Below are 19,816 nucleotides of genomic sequence, written 5' to 3'. Positions count from 1 at the left end.
TCACTGTCAATGAGAGCGCTCTCTTTTTTATTCCCGGACTTCACGCTAAGGTTCGATTGACCGGCGAACGTTCTCCGTTGCGATATGCGGGCGCTGATCCGTCGACAAATTCGCTGCGAGGGCACAGGTGAAGAAGCAAGACGCTCGAACTGATGGTGACACTCTTGCGTTGGCCAGCAGCGGATCGGGCGCAGTGGGCTCAAGGCGGAGCTACGGTCGGGTTACGCTCAAGGATATCGCACTCGACCTGGACATCTCCCTGGCGACCGTTGCTCGGGCCTTCCAGCAGAATGCGATCATCTCGGAAGAAACCCGGCAATTGGTGCTTCGCCGGGCGGAAGAGCTCGGGTACAGAGCCAATGTTCTCGCGAGAAGCCTGGCGACGCGCCGGACACGGATCATCGGCGTGATCATGTCGAGCGTGAATTCGCCGATCTACTCCGAAGTCCTCGCCAAATTTTCGGAGCGGATTCATCGCATCGACATGTCCCTCATGCTGATCCCGGGAAGCTATGCTCAGGATTTCGATGCGAGCCTGAAAAAACTTCTCGCCTATAGCCCCGACGCGATTCTGGTTTTCTCGGGTTTGCTGTCAGGCGCCGCAATCGACCAGGCCAAGAAATCGGGCGTTCCGCTGATCTACTTTAACAGGGTATCGCGCGACCCCGAGGCCTATGGCATCGGCTGCGACAATGAAGCGGCAGGGGCACTCGTGGCGGATTATCTCATCGATCGCGGGCATCGGTGGCTCGCATTCCTCTCCTCCGGCAACGACGCCACGACGAATGTGGAGCGGCATTCCGGCTTCGCCGTCCAGGCGAAGAAGCGGGGCCTGGGCGAACCGAAGGTCATCAACGCGACCGGCTTCGGCTATGAGGACGGCCTCGGGGCGCTGATCGCATCCGAAGCCATGCTGCCGGAGATCGACTGCCTGTTCTGCGCCAGTGACCTTTTGGCGCTGGGTTTCATCGATGGCGCGCGCAGCAGGCTGGGCATACGCATTCCCGGGCAGCTCGCGGTCGTCGGCTGCCAGAACATCGCACTCGCGGCCTGGCCTTCGCATGACCTGACGACCGTCTGCCTGCCCATCGACGACATGGTGGAGGAGACGATCGCGCTGCTGAAGCGCCTGGGAACACCTCAGGACAATGGTCCCGAGGTCTTGCGCCTGCCGCCCGAGGGTGTTGTCGAGCGGGGCACAACTGCGCAGCCATAGGCAGTATCAATTCATAACCGGCCCGTAGTGGCGATAAGATCGTCGCAGCAATTCTGGTACAGGGGCCCTCGGCTGTGGGAGCGGCTGACTCCTCGGCTGGGGCTTTAGGCGTTTCGCCCATTCATTCGGGCCAGTTGAGTAGCTTTCGGCCGAGAGCCGAACACTACGGAATGTCCGGTTTCCAGTGGAAGGCCAATGCCCGCTCCTGGCTTTAGCTCTCGTGAGCGGTAGTTGGCGAGATGGACATGGCTGAGGCCCGGCGCCTTCTCGATGACAAGAACGCCAAGCTGAAGTGGAGGCTGGCCGAGCAGATACTCGACACGCGATCCTGAAGGACGTTTCCGCAAAGAAATGGTGATGCCCGATGTGATGCGGAGGGTGGTAGCTTGTGCCTGCACTGTGCATGCGACGAGCGCGTCCAAACTGACGCGCCCGGTCGGCCTTCCGCTCAAACTCCTGACAGCAGCTCGCTAATATTCTTAACATTGGCCACGCCGTGAAGGCGCTCTAGCAACCCGCGCCCCCGCTCCGCACCGATGCTCGCGGACAGTTCGAGAAACTTGGCGTCGAGCTCATCAGCGGTCATGGGGTTGTCGGGCGCACCGCGGAAATCGTGTCCCTGCGCGGTCAGCTGGCGGCCGTCCTTTAGCGACAGGTCGAGCACCGTCGCCCAAGCGCGGCCTGGGGTCTCGCTCTCGGGATTCAGGCGCAACGCCACGCGCCGTGCCAGCTCCTGGATAGCGCGATCGTCTTGCGGCGCATCCCGGAAGGATTCCGCCTTGCGCGGATCGCGGTAGGCTGCGATGGCTAGGCAATAGGGCAGGCTGTACTGCGCCGTGGCTACGTCGCGCGGAGCGACGATGTCGTGGTGACTCAACACCTTCTCGCTGGTGGCAACCCTGATTGCATCAATGTCAGCACCGGTGAACCGATGCTCCGTCATCAGGTCTTCCATCAGTCGGACCGGCGTATGTGCAGTGATGTGGCAGGCATAGCATTTAACGCAAATCCGAAGCGTCTCCCAATGACTGCCCAGTCGATCGAGGAGCCTTTCCATCTTGGCTCCTTTCGTGAAAGTCTCGAAGACGCCGTATCGGCCTTCAAGTATGACGTCTGGGCCGGTGAAGCCGCTCTTTGCCAGACGCGCCGCCAGAACACCGCTCTCGGCGGCGCGGCCCGTGTGAAGGCGTTTCACCATTCCGCCGTTACCAGCCTTGGTGAAGGCGAGTAGGCCGCCGCATAACGACCCGGCGATGCCAAAGGCTTGGACCATCTCCTCTTCGGTCAGACCAAGGAGGCGGCCCGCGACGATCGTTGCGCCGTAGGTGCCGGTGATGCCAGGCGAATGAAAGCCGACCTTCTCGGCCGTGTTGTCGGCAGCGAGCCCGATCCGCGACATGACCTCCGAGCCGGCCACGAAAGCCGCCAGAATGTCGCGGCCGCTCGCGCCAACTTCCTCCCCGACTGCCAGCGCGGGAGGCACCAGGGTCGAGCCATGATGCACGCCGGCGCTCGGCTGGCGCAGATTGTCCATCTCGAAAGCATGGGCAAGAACGCCGTTGGCCAAGGCAGCGAAGGGAGTGGCTGCCTTGCCGTCGACGCCGAGGATCGTCGATGCGCCGCCGCTCCCGTAGAGCAGTGCATAGTCGATCGCCATCCGACCCCAAGGCAAAGTTGAGCCGTAGATTGATACGCCCACAGTGTCGATGAAAGCGTCGCGCGCCTTGTCAATCACTGCCGTCGGAATGGACTCAAACGTCATGGAGTGGCCGAAGCGAGCCAATTCGCGCGTCGGCGAGACGTGATCTGCTTCGGCCACTACGGGAGTTCCTTCACGCATCACGCTTCCCCTTCGGTGATGGCTCTCACGCGCAGACGGTTGAACCGACGTAACAGCGGCGAGACCAGGATGAGAGTGGCGACGATCAACAGGCTTGCGGAGATCGGCCTGTCGATCAGGATCATCGCGTCGCCGTTCGACATAGTCAGGGACTGCCGCAGAGCTCGCTCAAGCGCATCGCCGAGGACGAAGCCCAAGATCAGCGGCGCAGTCGGAAACTGCAGTTTCGACATCACCCAACCGAGCAAGCCGAATGCAACGAGCAGGCCGATGTCGAACATGTTGCCTGAGACGCTATAGGCGCCTGCGATGGCAACGCCGAGGATGATCGGGTGCAGGACATAGATGGGCACCCTCAAGATCTGCGCAAACACGCCTACCAGGGGCAGATTCATGATCAGAAGGACGATGTTTCCGACATACATGCTGGCAACCAGGCCCCAGAAGATGTCGGGGGATTCCGTCATCATCAGTGGGCCGGGCTTTACGCCCCACAGCACCAGGGCGGACAGCAGGATAGCAGTCGAGGTGCCGCCGGGGATGCCGAGCGTCAGCAGCGGCAGGAGTGCGCCCCCAGTGTCGGCATTGTTGGCTCCCTCCGGAGCTGCGAGCCCCTCGGGCGCTCCATGGCCGAACTCCTCGGGATGGCGGGATACGGCCTTTTCGATACCGTAGGACACGAATGACGCGATTGAGGAACCCGCTCCCGGCAGAAGCCCGATGATGAAGCCGGTTATTGAGCCGTTCACGAAGGCGAAGCGGCAGCGCTTCAGCTCCTCCCAGCTCGGCATGAGATTGCGCAGCCCCTTGGGAACTTTGAGCAGCTCGTTCTTCTCTCTGGACTCAATGCTCAGGATAATCTCAGTCACGGCGAACAGGCCGATAGCGATCGTCATGAACTCAATGCCGCCGAGTAGCGAGCTCTGCCCAAATGTAAAGCGAGACTGAGCGGTGAAGAGGTCGGTCCCGATGCTTGTCAGCCATAGGCCGAGCACCAGGGACATCATGGCTTTGACCATGCTGTCGCCTGCGAGGAGCACCACGAGCGAGAGGCCCATGAGCATTAGCGCGAAATATTCGGGCGAGCTGAAGGCTAGCGCGAATTCCGCAATCGGTGGTGCCAGCAGTGATAGGATCACGACCCCGATCGTGCCTGCGATGAAGGACGCAATCGCTGCGATGCCCAGCGCTGGTCCGGCGCGCCCCTTGCGAGCCATGGCATAGCCGTCGATGCAGCTGACCACGGAAGACGCTTCACCGGGCATGTTGAGCAGGATCGAGGTGGTCGAGCCACCGTACTTGGCACCGTAATAGATGCCTGCCAGCATAATGATGCCGCCGGTCGGATCCATGTTGTAGGTCAGCGGTAGCAGGATCGCGATTGTTGCCGCGGGGCCGAGACCAGGCAGGATGCCTATCACCGTGCCGAGGAAGCATCCGACGAAGCACCAGACGATGTTCATCGGCTGGAGCGCGACGCCGAAGCCGTGAAGCAAGCCTTCGAAAGCGTTCATATCAGAAACTCCAGAACCGGCCGACGGGCAGCGGCGCGCTCAGCATGACCGGGAAGACGAGGTAGAGGCCTACGGCGATGCTCACTGCGGTGATGAGGCTGGTGCGCCAACTGCGGCCGAAGACCACCTTGATTATGAACAGCACCGGCAGCCCGAATCCGACCGTGAAACCGAGCAGCCACATGAGCGGAACGGACGCGATGATCGCCAGCCAGGTAAGCAGCGCGGCTTGGAAGCCAGCGCGATCAATGGGGGCGACAGTCTGCGGGGGCGAAGCGTCGGAGGCGGTCAGGCGCTGTATGATAAGGGTGATGGACAAGCCCAGCATCAGAAGCCCGTAGCCGACGGGGAAAAAGCCGGGTCCTGGGCCTTCGCTACTGAACAGGGTCCAGCGGCTGGCAACGATGATGATGTAGACGCCTAGCGCTGCCAGGACGAGTCCCGCTATGACGTTGCGGTCTTTCCATCGAAGGCTCATTGGCTGCGTTCCTTGTGAGAATCGCCCGGCGCGTCAGTGCGCCCACAAGACGGCGAACAAGCCGCCCGCGATCGCGATTGGGATGAGAGGTGATAGGCGCGGGCGCCACAGAAGCAGTGCTCCGCTTGCGGCCGCTGTGATCAGGGCCAGCGGGCCCGCATCGATGATGCGGAGCACAGAGATGAAGGCGGTTGTGACGAGGCCAGTGCCGACGGGCGCCAGCCCGGCCTCGACAGCGCTATGCCAGCGCTTGCCCTTATGCTTCGCCCATGTTCTGGCGACGATCAGACACAACACGAGACAGGGCAGGAACATCGCGACAGTCGCCACCAAAGCGCCCGACCAGCCGGCAACTTTCCAACCCACGAGCGTGAACAGCATGGATCCGGGTCCGGGCGCCGCCCGCGCGATGGCGAAGAGATCGACGAATTCGCGTGCCGTCATCCAATGCTGGATGTCGACCGCTTGATGCTGCACGGAGGCGATTACGCTCGCGCCGCCCCCGATGGTGACAAGGGATAGAGGCGCAATGACCTGGATCAGGCCCAGATGAGGCTCTTGGCTCATGTCTCAAGCCCACAGATGGCGAGCGCGATACTGACGGGCGCGACCACAAGCACCACGGGCACGATCGGCCAGTTCAGCACGCTTATTGCGATGACCACGGTTGCCAGCACGGGCAGGCCGAACCATTTGCGGACCGCGTGCCGGCCAGCCTTCACGATGACGAGCAGCAGGAGGCCAAGGGCGGCAGCGGCCACCCCGTCAAGTGCGGCGCTGATCCACGGGATGCTCGCGAGCCGGTCATAGACCAAGGCCAGGCCGATGACGATGAAGAACGGGCCGAATAGCATGCCGCCCAATGCGGCGAACGCGCCCAGAGTACCGCGCATGGCTTGGCCAACGTAGACCGCGAGATTGCCGACATTGACGCCAGGAAGGATTTGACAAACGGCGAGCCCGCTCAGGAATTCCTCGTCGTTCATCCATCTCTTGCGCGTGACAACCTCGCGGTAGACCAAGCCACTCATGCCGCCGCCGAAGGACATCAGCCCGATCTTGCCGTGCACGAGCGCGAGATCGAGGAGGGAGACACGCTCCCTCCCAGACTCCTGCTGACCAGGTGAGGCAGGGGGAGTCACCGCTCCGCACCCGGCGAAAGCACTTGCGCCTCAGGAAGACGTATCGCGTCGCCGGCCGCCTCGAACCTCGTCTCGAAAGCGGCCGAGCGCTTGGCGATCATATCAATCACGGCCGCCCCGTCGGACAGGGACAGGACATGTGGGTCAATATTGCCGTCGCACCGAACCGGCAGATATTCGACGCTAACGATCCGGCGGCCTTCGATCGTGCAGCGGACGATCGCCGTCTCGGCTTCGTGCCCCTTCGCGGGGTTGTACTGCGCGAAGGTGAAGTTGCCGAGCGAATAGAAAATTGCCTTGCCGCGATAGACTTCCACGCCCTGAAGCACATGGGGGTGATGGCCAAACACGAGGTCAGCGCCGCAATCCACAGCATGGTGGCCGAGCTCGACCTGATACTCTGCTATCTTCAAGTGTCCGCGGGACACGCCCCAATGGAATGCGCAGACGACGATATCGGCTGCAGCACGCGCCTGCTCGATGTCCTGCGCGAGACGCGCCTTGTCCTGCGGGATCATTGCGGTCCGCACGATTGGCGGGTCCCCCGGCACCTCGAACACCCGCGGCGGCGCTTCGTAGGAGGTGCGTGCGCGCATTACGGCCAGGCCGGGGCTATTCTCGCCGGCGGCCCATTCCGGAATGAAGACGGAGGTGTAGCCGAGAAGCGCCACCCGGCAGCCATCTTTTTCAACGATCGCTGGCGCATGGGCCTCGGCGCGGTTGCGACCGCCGCCGGTATGGGCGATGCCGAGCTTGTCGAGATGGCCAAGCGTCTCGAACAGGGCGGCATATCCGAAGTCGAGCATATGATTGTTGGCGACGCTGAGTGCGTCGAAGCCAGCCGATCCTACGGCCTCCACTTGCCGAGCATCCGCCTTCCAGTTGCTTTCCTTGATCGACCAAGGCTCGCCTGCGTCGGACGTGGAGCCTTCGAGATTACCCAGCGTGAAATCGGCGTTGCTGAGCAGCTGCCGGACATGCTGGAAGACGCTCGGGGGGTCGTCTCGCTGAACGAAGATGTCACCGACGAGAAGAAGTGTCTGTGTCATGTGAGAACCGAAGTCGTAACGAAGGCCAAGAGTGGCGCCGCAACCGCAGGGTCGGGCATGTGACGTCCGGATCGCAGCGCGCCCTGCTCGGCGCCAACTGGCGATCCGGTTTCTCGATCCGACGGTCTATCGGACGATCTTGACCCCGAGAGACTTCAGGATCTCACGGCTCTGGTCAGTGTAAGTCTTGGTGAACGCACTCAGCCCCTCAGCGGGCATGAACGCATCCTCAAGCTGCATTTCCTTGAGGTAGCTCTGCCAGGACGGTGTCTTCACTGCGCGCTGGAACAGATCCTGATAATAGGCGATCGCTTCCTTGGACATGCCGGGTGCGCCGACGACGCCACGCGCTTGAGGCACGTCAATGATGTCGAACCCAGCTTCCTTCAGGGTCGGTACGTCCGGATAGCCATCGAGGCGCTTGCTCGCGATCTGCGCGATTGCGCGCAGCTTTCCGCCCCGAATGAGGCCAGCCTCTTCGCTGGGTTCGATCATCATCATGTCGGTGTGACCGCCGAGCACGCCGGAGATCCGTTCGCCGGCCGTGGGGAAAGAAATGAACGACCACTGTGCTCCGGTCTTGGAGATCAACAATTGCCGCACGATCGCTTCACGGGCCAGGACGGAGCCGCCGGACTGCTTGTACTTGTTCGGATTGGCCTTCGCCGCTTCGACAAAATCCTTCAGCGTCTTGAAGGCCGAGTCGGCGCGGACCACGACCAATGCGGGCTCGAAGATCAGATTGGCGATGGGCGTCAGCGTTTCCATCGTCGTGGTTGCGTCCGCCTGCACCAGCGGATTGATCATGTAGACGCTGGTGAACAGACCGATTGTCAGGTCGTCGCCCTTGCGTTCGTTCATGTAGTTCATCGCATTGGCGCTTCCGCCGCCAACCTTGTTGAGAACCTGAAACCGTACCGGCAGCAGCTTCTCTTTTTCCATGATGGTGAGTAGTGCGCGGCCGAAGGTGTCGTTGCCGCCGCCTGGCCCGGCATGTACGACGACGTTCACAACACCAGAAGGCTTGAATTCTGTGGCCGCTCCTGCGGTCGCGCCCATCAGGACGAGCGCAGCCGAGAGCGCCACGGTGCGAAGAGCACGCATGAGTTTCCCCTTGTTCGATTATTGGTTCGATTGTCGGGCGCGGCCCGGGGCGTCGCTAGCGGACGACTTCGATGCCAGCAGCCTTGATGATGCCGCGCATCTGCTTGGTATAGTCGTCCAAGAATGCCTTGAGCTGAGCAGGCGCCATATAGGCGTCCTCGATCTGGTTTTCGGCGAGATACTTCTTCCAGGTTTCCGTCTGCGTCGCCTTCAGAAACAAGGCAGCATAGTACTCCGCCGCTTCCTTGGGCATGTTAGGAGGCCCAACCATGCCACGTGCCTGCGGGGGCAGCTTTACGTCGTAGCCGGCCTCTTTGATCGTGGGCACGTCGGGGAAGCCGGCAATGCGCTTGTCCGAGACCTGTGCGATCGGCCGCAACTTGCCGGCGCGCACCAGTTCGCCGGCCTCGCTCGCCTCGATGATCATCACATCAGTATGCCCGCCAAGCACGCCGGAAATCCGCTCGCCACCCGTTGGGAAAGAGATAAGCGACCACTGCGCTCCCGTTGCCGACATGAGAACGTGGCGGACGACGGCATCGCGGGCGAGCGGCGAGCCACCTGATTGCTTGTATTTGCCAGGGCTGGCTTTGGCTGCCTCGATGAAGTCCTTGAGGTTCTTGAACGGTGAATCGGACTTAACCACGATCAAGGCAGGTTCGACGATCAGGTTGGCGATCGGTGTCATTTCCTGCATCGTGGTCGTCGCCTCCTTCTGCACCAGCGGGTCGCTGATGAAGACGCTGGCGAAAAGGCCGAGCGTGAGTGGATCGCCAGCCTTCTCCTTGATGTAGTTCATGGCGTTGGTGCTGCCGCCGCCCACCTTGTTGATCACTAGGTAGCGGACGGTGGCGAGCTTCTCTTTCTCCATAACGGCGATCAGCGCGCGTCCGAAGACATCGTTGCCGCCGCCCGGACCCGACTGGGTCACGATTGATACCGGGCCGGAAGGTTTGAACGGTTCGGCTGCCGTGGCCGTCGTTGCCATGATCGGGGCAAGCGTCAGCAACGCCGCAAGCGCGGTCATACGCATGATGTTCCTCCACATTATTTGTTCCGAGGTGTTTCCCCCGGGTTCTTTTCTTGGTCAGGGTGCTGGCTAAGGCAGTCGCAATCCCCCGAGCCTGTAGTTCAGACCGTTCTGCAAATGCGTTCGGACGGCAGTTTCCGCGCGATCGGGATCGCGCGCGCGCAGCGCGTCCAGGATGTCGAGGTGCTCCTCGATGGTGCTGCGATGATCTCCATCAGGGCCAACGAGTCGGCCCCAACCGCGAACCAGTTCGATCTGATCACGCATACCCTCGAGGATTTGGATCAGCCTCCGGCTTCCCGATGCCTCGATGAACAGCTCGTGGAAACCACGCCCAACGCGCCGCCATCGATCGGGGTCGTCCCGGCGGGTCTCTGGGTTGCTGCGGAAGTGCTTCAAATCCGCTTCGTAGGGGTCGAGTTGCTCCGGCCTGAGCGTGACGCAGCTAAGTCGCGCCGCCAGCGGTTCCAAGCCCATTCGGACATGGTAAATCTGCACCACGTCGTCCACCGAGTATGACGCCACGTAGGTTCCGCGACCTTCGAGAACCTCCACGAGACCTTCCTGCTGCAGGCGCAGAATTGCCTCGCGGACTGGAGTGCGGCTTCCGCCCAGTTCTGCGGCGAGCCCGCGCTCGCTCAACGCTTCGCCGGCAGTGAAGCGCCCATCGAGGATGAGTTCCTTCAGCTTTTCGTAAATCGAACTTTGTTCGCGGGCAATCGCTAGTGGCATGGCGGCACCATTCCACTGGTATGCCACTCTGTCAAGCAGGCTTCATGAGCCTAAGAGAAGCAGGCACGGTCGATCAGCCACCGTCGGCCGTGCCAAGCATTAAAGGTCGATCGTTTGAGAGCGCACTTCCTCGCGGCTCCCATGCAGCCCGCAGCGGTCTGAGCGACCCCCGGCCCCCCGTTCCTGCGTGCGGAGCAGCCGAAAGGGACCAGGCGAGCAAAGATGCGTGTGGCTACCGCCGTGGATCGGAAGCTGAAGCCAAGAATCGCATTCTGATACGTCCGCTTTCCGGCATCGACTGAATGTCGGGAGTTGGCGCGTTTAAGCAATCCTGGTTCGAATGATCATGACGGGGCATCCCATCGAGCCCAGACCGCGCTTACGCGGGCATCGGCCTGCCATCCCAGGGGAGACGTTGCCCGTTAGTCGTTGTCCCGAGCCGTTCTGTTCGTGCAGAAGATGGGCCGCCTCACTAGAGTCGTGCTCTCGCGCTGAAGGAATTTGCTCCGCAAAATTGGTGACGTAAACCCGCATATCGGGCTGCCGTAGCGAAGCAGGCTGCCCATGCCATGTGCGAGCAGTGGGCTGGTGGGGCGCCTCAACCTCGCTTTCGGCCAGCTTCGGTCGCGAGGGATACTGAATGACATCCGACAGGACGATACGAGGCGAGGCCATCAGGCCGATCGTGGGCGCGGCTTTGACACGCCGGCGAACCATCCTTCACGCCGAACTGGATCCGATGCTCGGACGATAAACGAGGGAGACTGGCTCAGTCTGACAGGCGCCTAAGCCCTGAAAAGGCGCGTACCGACACACTACGCGGACAATTGCCGACGAGCTTCCCTCCTGGGCCGACAAAGTTCGCGTACCGGACAACTGGGCAGAGGCACAATCGCCCGTCCTTGACACGTATAGTCGCTGCTGCTTAAGCTTAACTCGATGGTTAAGTTTCAGGACGCGCAGCTCGACCGGACCTTCTCCGCCTTGGCGGATCCGACGCGGAGGGCCCTGCTGGCGCGGCTGGAGCGGGAGGACGGGCTGTCCGTCAGCGAGCTCGCGAAACCGTTTCCGGTTTCGCTGCCGGCGATCATGAAGCATCTCGACGTCCTCTCGGATGCCGGGTTGCTGACGCGGACCAAGGCCGGGCGCACCGTGTCCTGCCACCTGAATGCGGAGCCGATGGAGGAGGCGATGGGCTGGCTGGCGCGCTATCAGCGGTTCTGGACCGAGCGGCTCGATGCGCTGGAGGCGCTGCTCGAAGCGCGGCGCAAGGGCGAAGGTTGAGGACGGGAGAGGGAACAGGGCGCATGCATCAACCGGTGACACCCAGCCTCACGATGAAGCGCCGCCTCAATGCGTCGCCGGCCGAAGTCTACAAGGCCTGGACCGACCCGGACCTGCTCGTCCGCTGGTTCGGTCCGGAGAATGTCGTGGCGCAGGAGGCGGAGATCGATCCGCGCGTCGACGGCGCCTATCATATCGTGATGATCGAGAATACTGGCGAGCGCCACGAGGTTCTCGGCCGCTATCTCGAGGTGGTCGAGAACGAGCGCCTCGTCTTCAGCTGGTCATGGATCACGACACCCGAGCGCGTCTCGCGCGTCACCGTCACCCTGAAGCCGGACGGAGACGGCACGATCCTGACGCTTTTGCACGAGAATCTCGCCGACGATGCCGCTGTCCGTGGTCACACCCATGGCTGGACCGGGACCATGGTCAAGCTCGAGGCCTATTTCGCCTGAGCGATTGCGTGTGGAAGCACGCCGAAGAAGCCGCCGGCACCCCGCCGGCGGACAGCAGAGGAGAGGAGACGATGGAACACAGGATCGTATCCCGTGAGGAGTGGCTTGCCGCGCGCAAAGTCCACCTCGCCGACGAGAAGGAGCTGACCCGGCGGCGCGACGCGCTTTCGGCCGAGCGGCGCGCGCTGCCCTGGGTCAGGGTCGAGAAGAACTACACCTTCGAAGGCTGGGATGGCGGGCTCTCGCTGGGCGATCTCTTCGCCGGCAACAGCCAGCTGATCATCTATCACTTCATGTTCGGGCCGGGCGCCCGGGAGGGCTGCCCGAGCTGCTCGTTCCTGGCCGATCATTTCGACGGCGCCAACCGGCATCTCAGGCACCATGACGTCAGCCTCGTCGTGGTCTCGCGGGCGCCCTATGCCGAGTTCCAGAATTTCCGGCACCGTATGGGCTGGGATTTCCCTTGGGTCTCATCGGCCAATAGCGACTTCAACTATGATTTCCACGTCTCGCCGAGCCCGGAGGAAAAGGCGGCCGGCCGCTACGAATACAATTACGCGATGCATGACGGGCAGGGCGGCGAGATGCCGGGCTTCAGCGTCTTCTATCGCAACGACGCGGGCGAGATCTTCCACACCTACTCGACCTATGCCCGCGGCGGCGACCTCCTGATCGGCGCCCATAACTTCCTCGACATGACCCCGAAGGGGCGCAACGAGGTCGGAATCATGGACTGGGTCCGCCATCACGACCGCTATCCGGACAAGCCGCTGGGCGCAGCGAGCTTCCAGCCGGAGCTCGCGGTGAGTTCCTGCAGCGACTGACAGCGGTTTTGCGGACCCATTCCGGGTCCGTAGGGTTGATATCAACATTTTGGATGCGGCCGCCGCCGGCGACTGCGAGCAAGGAGAGATGCAATGGCCTATGTCGATGGTTTCGTCCTCGCGGTTCCCGCGGCGAACAAGGAGGCCTACCGCAAGCAGGCTGCCGATGCGGCGCCGCTGTTCCAGGAATTCGGTGTCCGGCGCCATGTCGAGACCTGGGGCGACGATGTCCCGGACGGCAAGGTGACGGATTTCAAGGGGGCGGTGAAGGCGACGCCGGACGAGGTCGTGGTCTTCTCCTGGTTCGAGTATCCCGACCGGGCGACGCGCGATGCCGCCAACGAGAAGATCATGAGCGATCCGCGCATGAAGGCGATGGGCGAGGCCATGCCTTTCGACGGCAAGCGCATGATCTATGGCGGCTTCGCCCCGATCCTCGACGAGGGCGAGGGCGGCGCGATGGGTTATCTCGACGGCGTCCTCGTCGCCGTGCCCGACGAGAGCAAGGCCGATTACCGCGATTTCTCGGCCAAGCACGCGGCGCTTTTCAAGGAATACGGCGCCCGCCGCATCGTCGATGCCTGGGGCGATGACGTGCCGGACGGCAAGCTCACCGATTTCAAGGGCGCGGTGAAGGCTGAAGCCGGCGAAACGGTCGTGTTCAGTTGGGTCGAGTGGCCGTCCAAGGAGGTGCGCGCCGCCGCCTGGGGCAAGATGATGGCGGACCCGCGCATGGAGGCGCTGAAGATGCCCTTCGACGGCAAGCGCGTCGTCTATGGTGCCTTTGCGCCGATCTTCGATACCGGTCGCGGCTGAGCCCGCCGCACCGGATTCACGCAACGGCCATGCGGAGGGCATCTTGCCCCCGCTGGTCAAATAGCCGAGAGATCGGGCGGCTTCACCGGATCTCTCGTCATGTTTGCTGGCATTCCCCTCGGCGATCTCGCCTTCCTCGCCGTCTCGCTCGTGCTGGCCGGCGCGGTTACCGGGCTTCTGGCCGGCGTCTTCGGCGTCGGCGGCGGCGCTGTCATCGTGCCGGTGCTCTACGAGATCTTCCGCGTCATCGGCGTGGCCGAGGAGATCCGCATGCCGCTCAGCGTCGGCACCTCGCTCGCGATCATCATCCCGACCTCGATCCGCTCCTTCAACGCGCACCGGGCCAAGGGGCTGGTCGATCTCTCGATCCTCAAGGTCTGGGCGGTGCCGGTGATCGTCGGCGTGCTTGCCGGCAGCTGGATCGCTCGCTTCGCGCCCGCCGATCTCTTCAAGATCGTCTTCGTGGCGGTGGCGACGGTCTCGGCGCTGCGCCTGCTCTTCGCGGCGGATCGCTGGAAATTCGGCGAGGACATGCCCGGCAAGCCGCTGATGGTCGCCTATGGCGGCATCATCGGCGTGCTTTCGGCGCTGATGGGCATCGGCGGCGGCCAGCTCTCCAGCCTGTTCATGACTTTCTATGGTCGGCCGATCCATCAGGCGGTCGCGACCTCCTCGGGGCTCGGCGTGCTGATCTCGATCCCCGGTGCCCTCGGCTTCATCTATGCCGGCTGGCCGCAGATGGCCCTGGGTACGCTGCCGCCGCTCTCGCTCGGCTATGTCTCGCTGATCGGCATGATCCTGTTCATCCCGACCTCGATCTGGACGGCGCCGATCGGCGCGCGGCTAGCGCATCGGCTCTCCAAGCGCCGCCTCGAGATTGCCTTCGGCCTGTTCCTGCTCGTCGTCGCCAGCCGCTTCGTCTGGTCGCTGATCCACTGAGGCGAACGGCGATGAGCGAGATCGCGATCCGGCTGCTGCAGCCCGAGGACCACGAGGCGCTGGCCGCATTGATGGTCGAGATGCAGGGGCACTACAGCGTGCCGTGCCCGGCGTCCGAGGAGATCCTCTCGGGGCTCGCGGCTTTGCCGGCCGGCGTGGATATCCTCATCGCCGTCAAGGGCGAGACGGTCCTCGGCTTCGCCTCGGCCTGCAATCTCTATCCGGGACCGGGCCTGAAGACCGGCTATTTCCTCAAGGAGATCTATGTCGCCGATGCCGCACGGGGCGCCGGACTCGGCCGCAAGCTGATGACGGCACTGGCGGAGCTCGCCCTGGAGCGCGGTCATCGCCGCATCGACTGGACAGCCGATGCCGACGACGCCGCGCTGCTGCGCTTCTATGACGGGCTCGGTGCGGCTGCCTATCCGAAGAAAGTGTTCTATCGCCTGACTGGAGACGCGCTGGTCGGTCTGGCCGGCGCGGTCGAGGACTAATTTCAGCCTTTGCGATCGGCCAATCGCTCAGGCAACACTGCCATGATCGCCAGCCGCTCGGCCTCGCTCAGGCATCCCCATTGCGCGATCTCGGCGAGCGTCCGGCCGCAGCCCTCGCAGAGCTTGCTCGCGGGATCGATGACGCAGACCTTGATGCAGGGTGTCGAGGCGCCGTTCACCGCCCGGGCCACGCGATCGCGAGCGCAAGGCCGAGATAGATCGCGATCTCGGCAAGCTGTTGGGCCGCACCGAGGATATCGCCGGTCTGCCCGCCGATCAGGCGCCGCGCCATGCGCGACAGCACTGCCGCCGCGCCATGCGCCAGTCCGAAGCCGATCAGCAGGCCGGCGATCGGCAGTTCAGCCGCAAGCCCGATCCCGGTCGCGAGGAAGAGGCTCAAGCCCAGCGCGATCCGCGCCGTCAGCACGGTCGGCTGGCCGACGGCGGCGGCCGCGCCGCTGCTGCGTGCAGCCGGCTGGGTTGCCAGCATGAAAAGGCCCTCGGCGCGGGACCAGGGGGCCGCGACGAGCAGCGCCGCCGCCGCCGCCCAGGCGCCGGAGCGGTCGAGGATCATCGCGATCAGGCTCGCCCGCAGCAGCAGCGACAGCCCCAGCGCCAGCGCACCATAGGAGCCGATGCGGCTGTCCTTCATGATCTCCAGCCGGCGCTCGGGCGTATGCCCACCGAACAGGCCGTCGGCGCTGTCGGCGAGCCCATCCTCGTGGAAGGCGCCGGTCGTCAGAGCGAGCGCGGTCAGCGCGAGCGCCGCGACGACGAAGCCGCTGAGGCCCGCCAGCCCCGCGCCCAGCGCGATCAGCGCGGCCGGCGCGGCGATGGCCAGTGCAGCGAAGGGCAGGGCGCGCGGTACCTCGCGGAAATCCGGGATGGCGTGGCCGTCGCTCTCGCCTGGCAGCAACGGCACCGGCAGGCGCGACCAGAAGCGCAGGCAGATCGCGGTCGCGATTCCCCAGCCCGGCCAGTCCGGCGGGGGCGTCTCGATCGTCGTTTCCGCCTCAGCCATGTCCGCTGCGCTGCTCCATTCGATTGTCTTCACGCCTCCGACCCTATAGCAGCAGCGTCAATCCTGCCGCCATGCCGATGCGCTGATGCGGCGCCCTCGCGTGATGGATTTGAGCATGGCCGCCTCCGGATTGCCCTTCGACGATATCCGCGAACTCATCGCCGCGATGCCCGGTCCCGACATGGAAGCCGCGAATGCGGTCCGCGCCCGCGATGCCAACCTGACCAAGCCGGCCGGCAGCCTCGGCCGCATGGAGGAGATCGCCGAATGGCTCGCGGCCTGGCAGGGCAAGGGGAAGCCCGCGGTCGACCGGCCACTCGTCTGCGTCTTCGCCGGCAACCATGGCGTGGTCGCGCAAGGCGTCTCGGCCTATCCGCAGGCGGTGACGCGCCAGATGCTGGAGAATTTCGCGGCAGGCGGCGCGGCGATCAACCAGATCTGCGCGGCCTACGATCTCGGCTTCAAGGTCTTCGATCTCGCGCTCGACCTGCCGACCGGCGATTTCACGCAAACCGATGCGCTCGACGAGCGGGCATGCGTCGCCACCATGGCCTTCGGCATGGAAGCGCTCGTCGGTGGCACCGACCTGCTCTGCCTCGGCGAGATGGGTATCGGCAACACCACCTCGGCGGCTGCGATCTATGCCGCGCTCTATGGCGGCGACGCCGCGCATTGGTGCGGCCGCGGCACGGGCGTCGACGACGAGGGCCTGAAGCGCAAGGTTGCGGCGGTGGAAGCCGGCCTCGCTTTGCACCGCGCCCATCTCAAGGACCCGCTCGAAGTGCTGCGCCGCCTCGGCGGGCGCGAGGTCGCGGCGATCTGCGGTGCGATCATCGCCGCTCGCTCGCAGCGTATCCCGGTCATCCTCGACGGTTATGTGGTGACGGCTGCCGCCGCGATCCTGCACGCGATCGAGCCGTCCACCATCGACCATTGCATCGCCGGCCATCTCTCGTCCGAAGGTGCCCATGCCGATGTGCTCACCCGCCTCGGCAAGGTGCCGTTGCTGGCGCTCGACATGCGCCTCGGCGAGGGTTCCGGCGCGGCGCTCGCCGCCGGCCTCGTCAAGGCGGCGGCGGCGGTCCATTCGGGCATGGCGACCTTCGAGCAGGCGCAGGTCGCGCGGAAGGATTAGCCTTCGTAGTCCGTCTTCAGGCCCGCCCGCTCGGCATGGCGCTCCTGCGCCAGCTCGATCAGGCGGGTGATGAGGGCGGGGTAGGGCAGGCCGGAGGCTTCCATCATCTTCGGATACATGCTGATCGCGGTGAAGCCCGGCAGCGTGTTGATCTCGTTGAAGAAGAAGGCGCCGCTCTGGCGGTCGAGGAAGAAGTCGACGCGCGCCATCCCGCTGCATTCCAGCGCCAGGAAGGCGTCGATCGCGAGCTGTCGCACGCGCGCCATCTGCTCGGCATCGAGCTTCGCCGGCAGGTCGACGCTGGCGCCGTCCTGGTCGAGATACTTGGCCTCGTAGGAATAGAATTCGTGCTGCGGGCCGGCATTGAGCTCGCTGGCGACGCTCGCCACCGGCGGATCGCCGTCGAGCACCGCGACCTCGATCTCGCGGGCGTCGATACCCTGCTCGATCAGAACCTTGGTGTCGTACTGGAAGGCGTCGTCCAGCGCGGAGCCGAGCGCTTCCCAGCTTTTGACCTTATGGACGCCGACGCTGGAGCCCATGTTGCAGGGCTTGACGAAGACCGGAAGCGTGAGCCGCCCCTGCGCGACCTTGGCTGAGCCTGCCGGGTCGCGCCGCCAGTCGCGGCGCGACAAGGCGAGATAGGGCGCTACCGGCAGCCCGGCGAGCGCGGCCAGCCGCTTGGCGATGTCCTTGTGCATGCCGACAGCCGAGGCCAGCACGCCCGAGCCGACATAAGCCGCGCCGGCCAGCTCCAGCAGGCCCTGCATGGCGCCGTCCTCGCAGAGCGGGCCATGGATCACCGGAAACACGACATCGACCGGCGCGATCGCCGGTGCCGTGCTGTCGGCCGGCAGGATGGCGGTGCGCCCGCCCTGCGGCTCCAGCCGGATCGCGGGTGAATCGGCGGGGATCGGCAGGCTCTCGGTATTGGCCGTCTCGATCCGGCGCAGGTCGTGGCATTGCCAGCGGCCCTGCTTGTCAATGCTGACCGGAACGGGCTCGAACCGCTCGCGGTCGATATAGCGCAGGACGGAGGCCGCGGATTTCAGCGACACCTCATGCTCGCCCGACTTGCCCCCATAGAGCACGGCGACGCGCGTTTTCCGGTTCATGGTCCGATAGTCCGAGAGGCTGGAGGAAATGCTTCGACGAGGCGGTGAAAGGATGTCGCCGACGGGTGGGGCGAGATTCGGGCGCTCGCGATCACGCTGCGCGGGTCTTCGGCTCGGGCAGGGCGGCGAGCGTGTCCATCACGCGCTCGGCCGGCAGGGTGATCGTGACCTCGGTGCCGGCGCGCGGCCTGGACTTGAGATGGAAGCCGCCGCCATGCAGGTCGATCAGACCCTTGACGATCGGCAGGCCGAGCCCCGAGCCCTGCTCGGCGGTCTTGATCGCGAGCGAGCCGCGCCCGAAGCTCTGCATCACGATCGGGATCTCGTTCTCGGGGATGCCCGGTCCGGTATCGGCGACGGAGACATATTGCCCGCCCGTTGCGGTCCAGCCGACCTTGATCGTGATCTCGCCGCCCTGGGGCGTGAACTTGATCGCGTTCGAGAGCACGTTGAGCACGGCCTGCCGGATGGCGCGCTCGTCCGCCCAGACGCGCGGCAATTGCGGCTCGGCCAGCGCGCGGATGCTCTGGCCCTTCGCCTTGGCGCGCAGCGCCAGCATGTGCTGACAGTCCTCCACGATGCTGGGCAGCGAGAGCGCCTCCTCGTTCAGCTCGTATTTGCCGGCCTCGATCCGCGACAGGTCGAGGATTTCGTTGATCAGATCGAGCAGATGCTGGCCCGATCCATGGATATCGCCCGAGTATTCCTTGTAGGCGGCATTGGCATGCTCGCCGAAGATCTCGTTCTTCATCACCTCGGAGAAGCCGAGGATGGCGTTGAGCGGGGTGCGCAATTCGTGGCTCATCGTGGCCAGGAAGCGCGACTTGGCGAGGTTCGCCTCTTCCGCCTTGCGCCGCGCCTCGTCCGAATTGGCGTTGGCGGTTTCCAGTTCCGCGATCAGCGCGTCCTTCTCGGCCCGGAAGACGATCGAATCGACCGAGCTCGCATAGAGGCGGTTGGCGAGGAAGATGAAGAAGAGCTGGGCCGAGGCCGCCATCAGCGCCATGGTGACGCTGTCCATGTCGCGCCGGTCCCAGAAGAAGACCATGATCCCGGCGATGATCGGGGTCAGCCCGGCATAGACCGCGATCGGGATCGTCGCCGACAGCATCACCGTGAGCGCGCTGACGATCAAAAGGGCGGTGGTGACGAAGACCTTGGCGCCGGGCGCGTCGACCGGGACGAACAAGAGCAGCAGCAGCGACCAGGCCAGGCCGTGCAGGCCCTCGGCGAAGGCGAAGAGCCGGCGCCAGAGCTTCAGCCGGACGTCGTCGGGGACCTGGGCGAGAAAGCGCCGCGCGATCAGCACGATGATCAGCGTCGTGAGCAGCACCGCGCCGCTCCACACCGCGACGATCGGGGTCGGCAGCCAGAGGCAGGCGGCGGCGGCGATGCCGAGCACCAGAACGAACGTGCCGGCCGAGCCGGCGATCCGGTACTGCGCGAAGACACGCAGCAATTCGTTGTCGAAGGCGCGTTCCAGCCCGGTCGACGAGGTCAGCCGTTCGCGCGCGGACCTGACCTCGCGCGTGACCAGCTTCCGGCGCGCCACGGCCGAGGGGTCGGGTCCGCGCCCGCGCTGCACCTGTTCGGCCGTCACTTCCGTCATGGTCGGGAGCGTGTAT

21 protein-coding genes are annotated in these 19,816 nt (G+C 64.3%); 8 read left to right on the top strand and 13 right to left on the bottom strand.

Features of this window, described 5'->3' with window-relative positions; translation table 11 throughout:
• Positions 1–127 precede the first annotated feature (127 nt).
• Positions 128–1,216: a LacI family DNA-binding transcriptional regulator gene (locus AC1RLU_RS09485; RefSeq protein ID WP_492795196.1), complete on the top strand. Its 1,089-nt coding sequence runs from the start codon at positions 128–130 to the stop codon at positions 1,214–1,216.
• 448 nt (positions 1,217–1,664) lie between these two features.
• On the opposite strand, the gene AC1RLU_RS09480 is transcribed toward AC1RLU_RS09485, so the two are convergent.
• The 9 genes from AC1RLU_RS09480 to AC1RLU_RS09440 form a co-directional block, all read right to left on the bottom strand.
• On the bottom strand, positions 1,665–3,056 hold the full coding sequence (locus tag AC1RLU_RS09480) for an MmgE/PrpD family protein (protein WP_492795194.1): 1,392 nt from the start codon (positions 3,054–3,056) through the stop codon (positions 1,665–1,667).
• Positions 3,056–4,570 (bottom strand): tripartite tricarboxylate transporter permease, encoded by a 1,515-nt coding sequence (locus tag AC1RLU_RS09475; RefSeq protein ID WP_492795192.1) that lies wholly within the window; start codon positions 4,568–4,570, stop codon positions 3,056–3,058. The genes AC1RLU_RS09480 and AC1RLU_RS09475 overlap by 1 nt, the downstream gene beginning before the upstream one ends.
• Before the next feature lies 1 nt (position 4,571).
• A complete protein-coding gene (locus AC1RLU_RS09470; protein ID WP_492795190.1) occupies positions 4,572–5,048 on the bottom strand; it encodes a tripartite tricarboxylate transporter TctB family protein in 477 nt (158 codons plus the stop codon).
• 33 nt (positions 5,049–5,081) lie between these two features.
• On the bottom strand, positions 5,082–5,615 hold the full coding sequence (locus AC1RLU_RS09465) for a chromate transporter (RefSeq protein WP_492795189.1): 534 nt from the start codon (positions 5,613–5,615) through the stop codon (positions 5,082–5,084).
• Positions 5,612–6,118, bottom strand: a complete 507-nt coding sequence (locus AC1RLU_RS09460) for a chromate transporter (protein WP_492795187.1) — start codon at positions 6,116–6,118, stop codon at positions 5,612–5,614. Before AC1RLU_RS09460 ends, AC1RLU_RS09465 begins: the two co-directional genes overlap by 4 nt.
• Positions 6,119–6,186: 68 nt before the next feature.
• Positions 6,187–7,239 (bottom strand): CapA family protein, encoded by a 1,053-nt coding sequence (locus AC1RLU_RS09455; protein ID WP_492795185.1) that lies wholly within the window; start codon positions 7,237–7,239, stop codon positions 6,187–6,189.
• A 126-nt stretch (positions 7,240–7,365) separates the two neighbouring features.
• The gene (locus AC1RLU_RS09450; RefSeq protein WP_492795183.1) at positions 7,366–8,343 is read right to left on the bottom strand and encodes a Bug family tripartite tricarboxylate transporter substrate binding protein; all 978 of its coding nucleotides are present in this window, start codon (positions 8,341–8,343) and stop codon (positions 7,366–7,368) included.
• A 55-nt stretch (positions 8,344–8,398) separates the two neighbouring features.
• Entirely contained in the window at positions 8,399–9,376 is a 978-nt protein-coding gene (locus AC1RLU_RS09445; RefSeq protein WP_492795181.1) for a Bug family tripartite tricarboxylate transporter substrate binding protein, read from the bottom strand.
• Between the two features lie 66 nt (positions 9,377–9,442).
• A complete protein-coding gene (locus AC1RLU_RS09440; protein WP_492795179.1) occupies positions 9,443–10,105 on the bottom strand; it encodes a GntR family transcriptional regulator in 663 nt (220 codons plus the stop codon).
• Positions 10,106–11,044: 939 nt separating this feature from the next.
• Between AC1RLU_RS09440 and AC1RLU_RS09435 the strand changes: the two genes are divergently transcribed.
• The 6 genes from AC1RLU_RS09435 to AC1RLU_RS09410 all read left to right on the top strand — a co-directional run bounded on the left by AC1RLU_RS09435 (position 11,045) and on the right by AC1RLU_RS09410 (position 14,920).
• Complete coding sequence (locus AC1RLU_RS09435; protein ID WP_061964374.1) at positions 11,045–11,389, top strand: ArsR/SmtB family transcription factor; 345 nt, start codon at positions 11,045–11,047, stop codon at positions 11,387–11,389.
• Positions 11,390–11,412: 23 nt separating this feature from the next.
• Positions 11,413–11,847 (top strand): SRPBCC family protein, encoded by a 435-nt coding sequence (locus AC1RLU_RS09430; RefSeq protein ID WP_492795177.1) that lies wholly within the window; start codon positions 11,413–11,415, stop codon positions 11,845–11,847.
• Between the two features lie 71 nt (positions 11,848–11,918).
• Positions 11,919–12,671 (top strand): DUF899 domain-containing protein, encoded by a 753-nt coding sequence (locus AC1RLU_RS09425; protein ID WP_492795175.1) that lies wholly within the window; start codon positions 11,919–11,921, stop codon positions 12,669–12,671.
• A gap of 93 nt (positions 12,672–12,764) precedes the next feature.
• On the top strand, positions 12,765–13,487 hold the full coding sequence (locus AC1RLU_RS09420) for a DUF1428 domain-containing protein (protein WP_492795173.1): 723 nt from the start codon (positions 12,765–12,767) through the stop codon (positions 13,485–13,487).
• A gap of 99 nt (positions 13,488–13,586) precedes the next feature.
• Positions 13,587–14,426 carry a sulfite exporter TauE/SafE family protein gene (locus AC1RLU_RS09415; protein WP_061964365.1) on the top strand — a complete coding sequence of 280 codons (840 nt, stop codon included), beginning with the start codon at positions 13,587–13,589 and terminating at the stop codon, positions 14,424–14,426.
• 11 nt (positions 14,427–14,437) lie between these two features.
• The gene (locus tag AC1RLU_RS09410; protein WP_492795171.1) at positions 14,438–14,920 is read left to right on the top strand and encodes a GNAT family N-acetyltransferase; all 483 of its coding nucleotides are present in this window, start codon (positions 14,438–14,440) and stop codon (positions 14,918–14,920) included.
• Positions 14,921–14,922: 2 nt separating this feature from the next.
• On the opposite strand, the gene AC1RLU_RS09405 is transcribed toward AC1RLU_RS09410, so the two are convergent.
• Both AC1RLU_RS09405 and AC1RLU_RS09400 read right to left on the bottom strand, forming a co-directional pair.
• The gene (locus AC1RLU_RS09405) at positions 14,923–15,099 is read right to left on the bottom strand and encodes a DUF1289 domain-containing protein (protein WP_091855687.1); all 177 of its coding nucleotides are present in this window, start codon (positions 15,097–15,099) and stop codon (positions 14,923–14,925) included.
• Positions 15,096–15,941: an adenosylcobinamide-GDP ribazoletransferase gene (locus tag AC1RLU_RS09400; RefSeq protein WP_492795168.1), complete on the bottom strand. Its 846-nt coding sequence runs from the start codon at positions 15,939–15,941 to the stop codon at positions 15,096–15,098. Before AC1RLU_RS09400 ends, AC1RLU_RS09405 begins: the two co-directional genes overlap by 4 nt.
• Before the next feature lie 115 nt (positions 15,942–16,056).
• Here AC1RLU_RS09400 and cobT point away from each other — a divergent pair, with 115 nt between their 5' ends.
• Entirely contained in the window at positions 16,057–17,076 is a 1,020-nt protein-coding gene (cobT, locus tag AC1RLU_RS09395; RefSeq protein WP_492795166.1) for a nicotinate-nucleotide--dimethylbenzimidazole phosphoribosyltransferase, read from the top strand.
• Here cobT and AC1RLU_RS09390 read toward each other — a convergent pair.
• Positions 17,073–18,191: a D-alanine--D-alanine ligase family protein gene (locus AC1RLU_RS09390; protein ID WP_492795164.1), complete on the bottom strand. Its 1,119-nt coding sequence runs from the start codon at positions 18,189–18,191 to the stop codon at positions 17,073–17,075. The genes cobT and AC1RLU_RS09390 overlap by 4 nt on opposite strands.
• Before the next feature lie 91 nt (positions 18,192–18,282).
• Positions 18,283–19,800 carry a sensor histidine kinase gene (locus AC1RLU_RS09385; RefSeq protein WP_492795162.1) on the bottom strand — a complete coding sequence of 506 codons (1,518 nt, stop codon included), beginning with the start codon at positions 19,798–19,800 and terminating at the stop codon, positions 18,283–18,285.
• Positions 19,801–19,816 lie beyond the last annotated feature (16 nt).

It is taken from the genome of Allobosea sp. GW822-FHT05A11, assembly GCF_058800455.1.
Note: the sequence above shows the minus strand (reverse complement) of the source record. Positions and strands in the feature narration are given on the sequence as shown.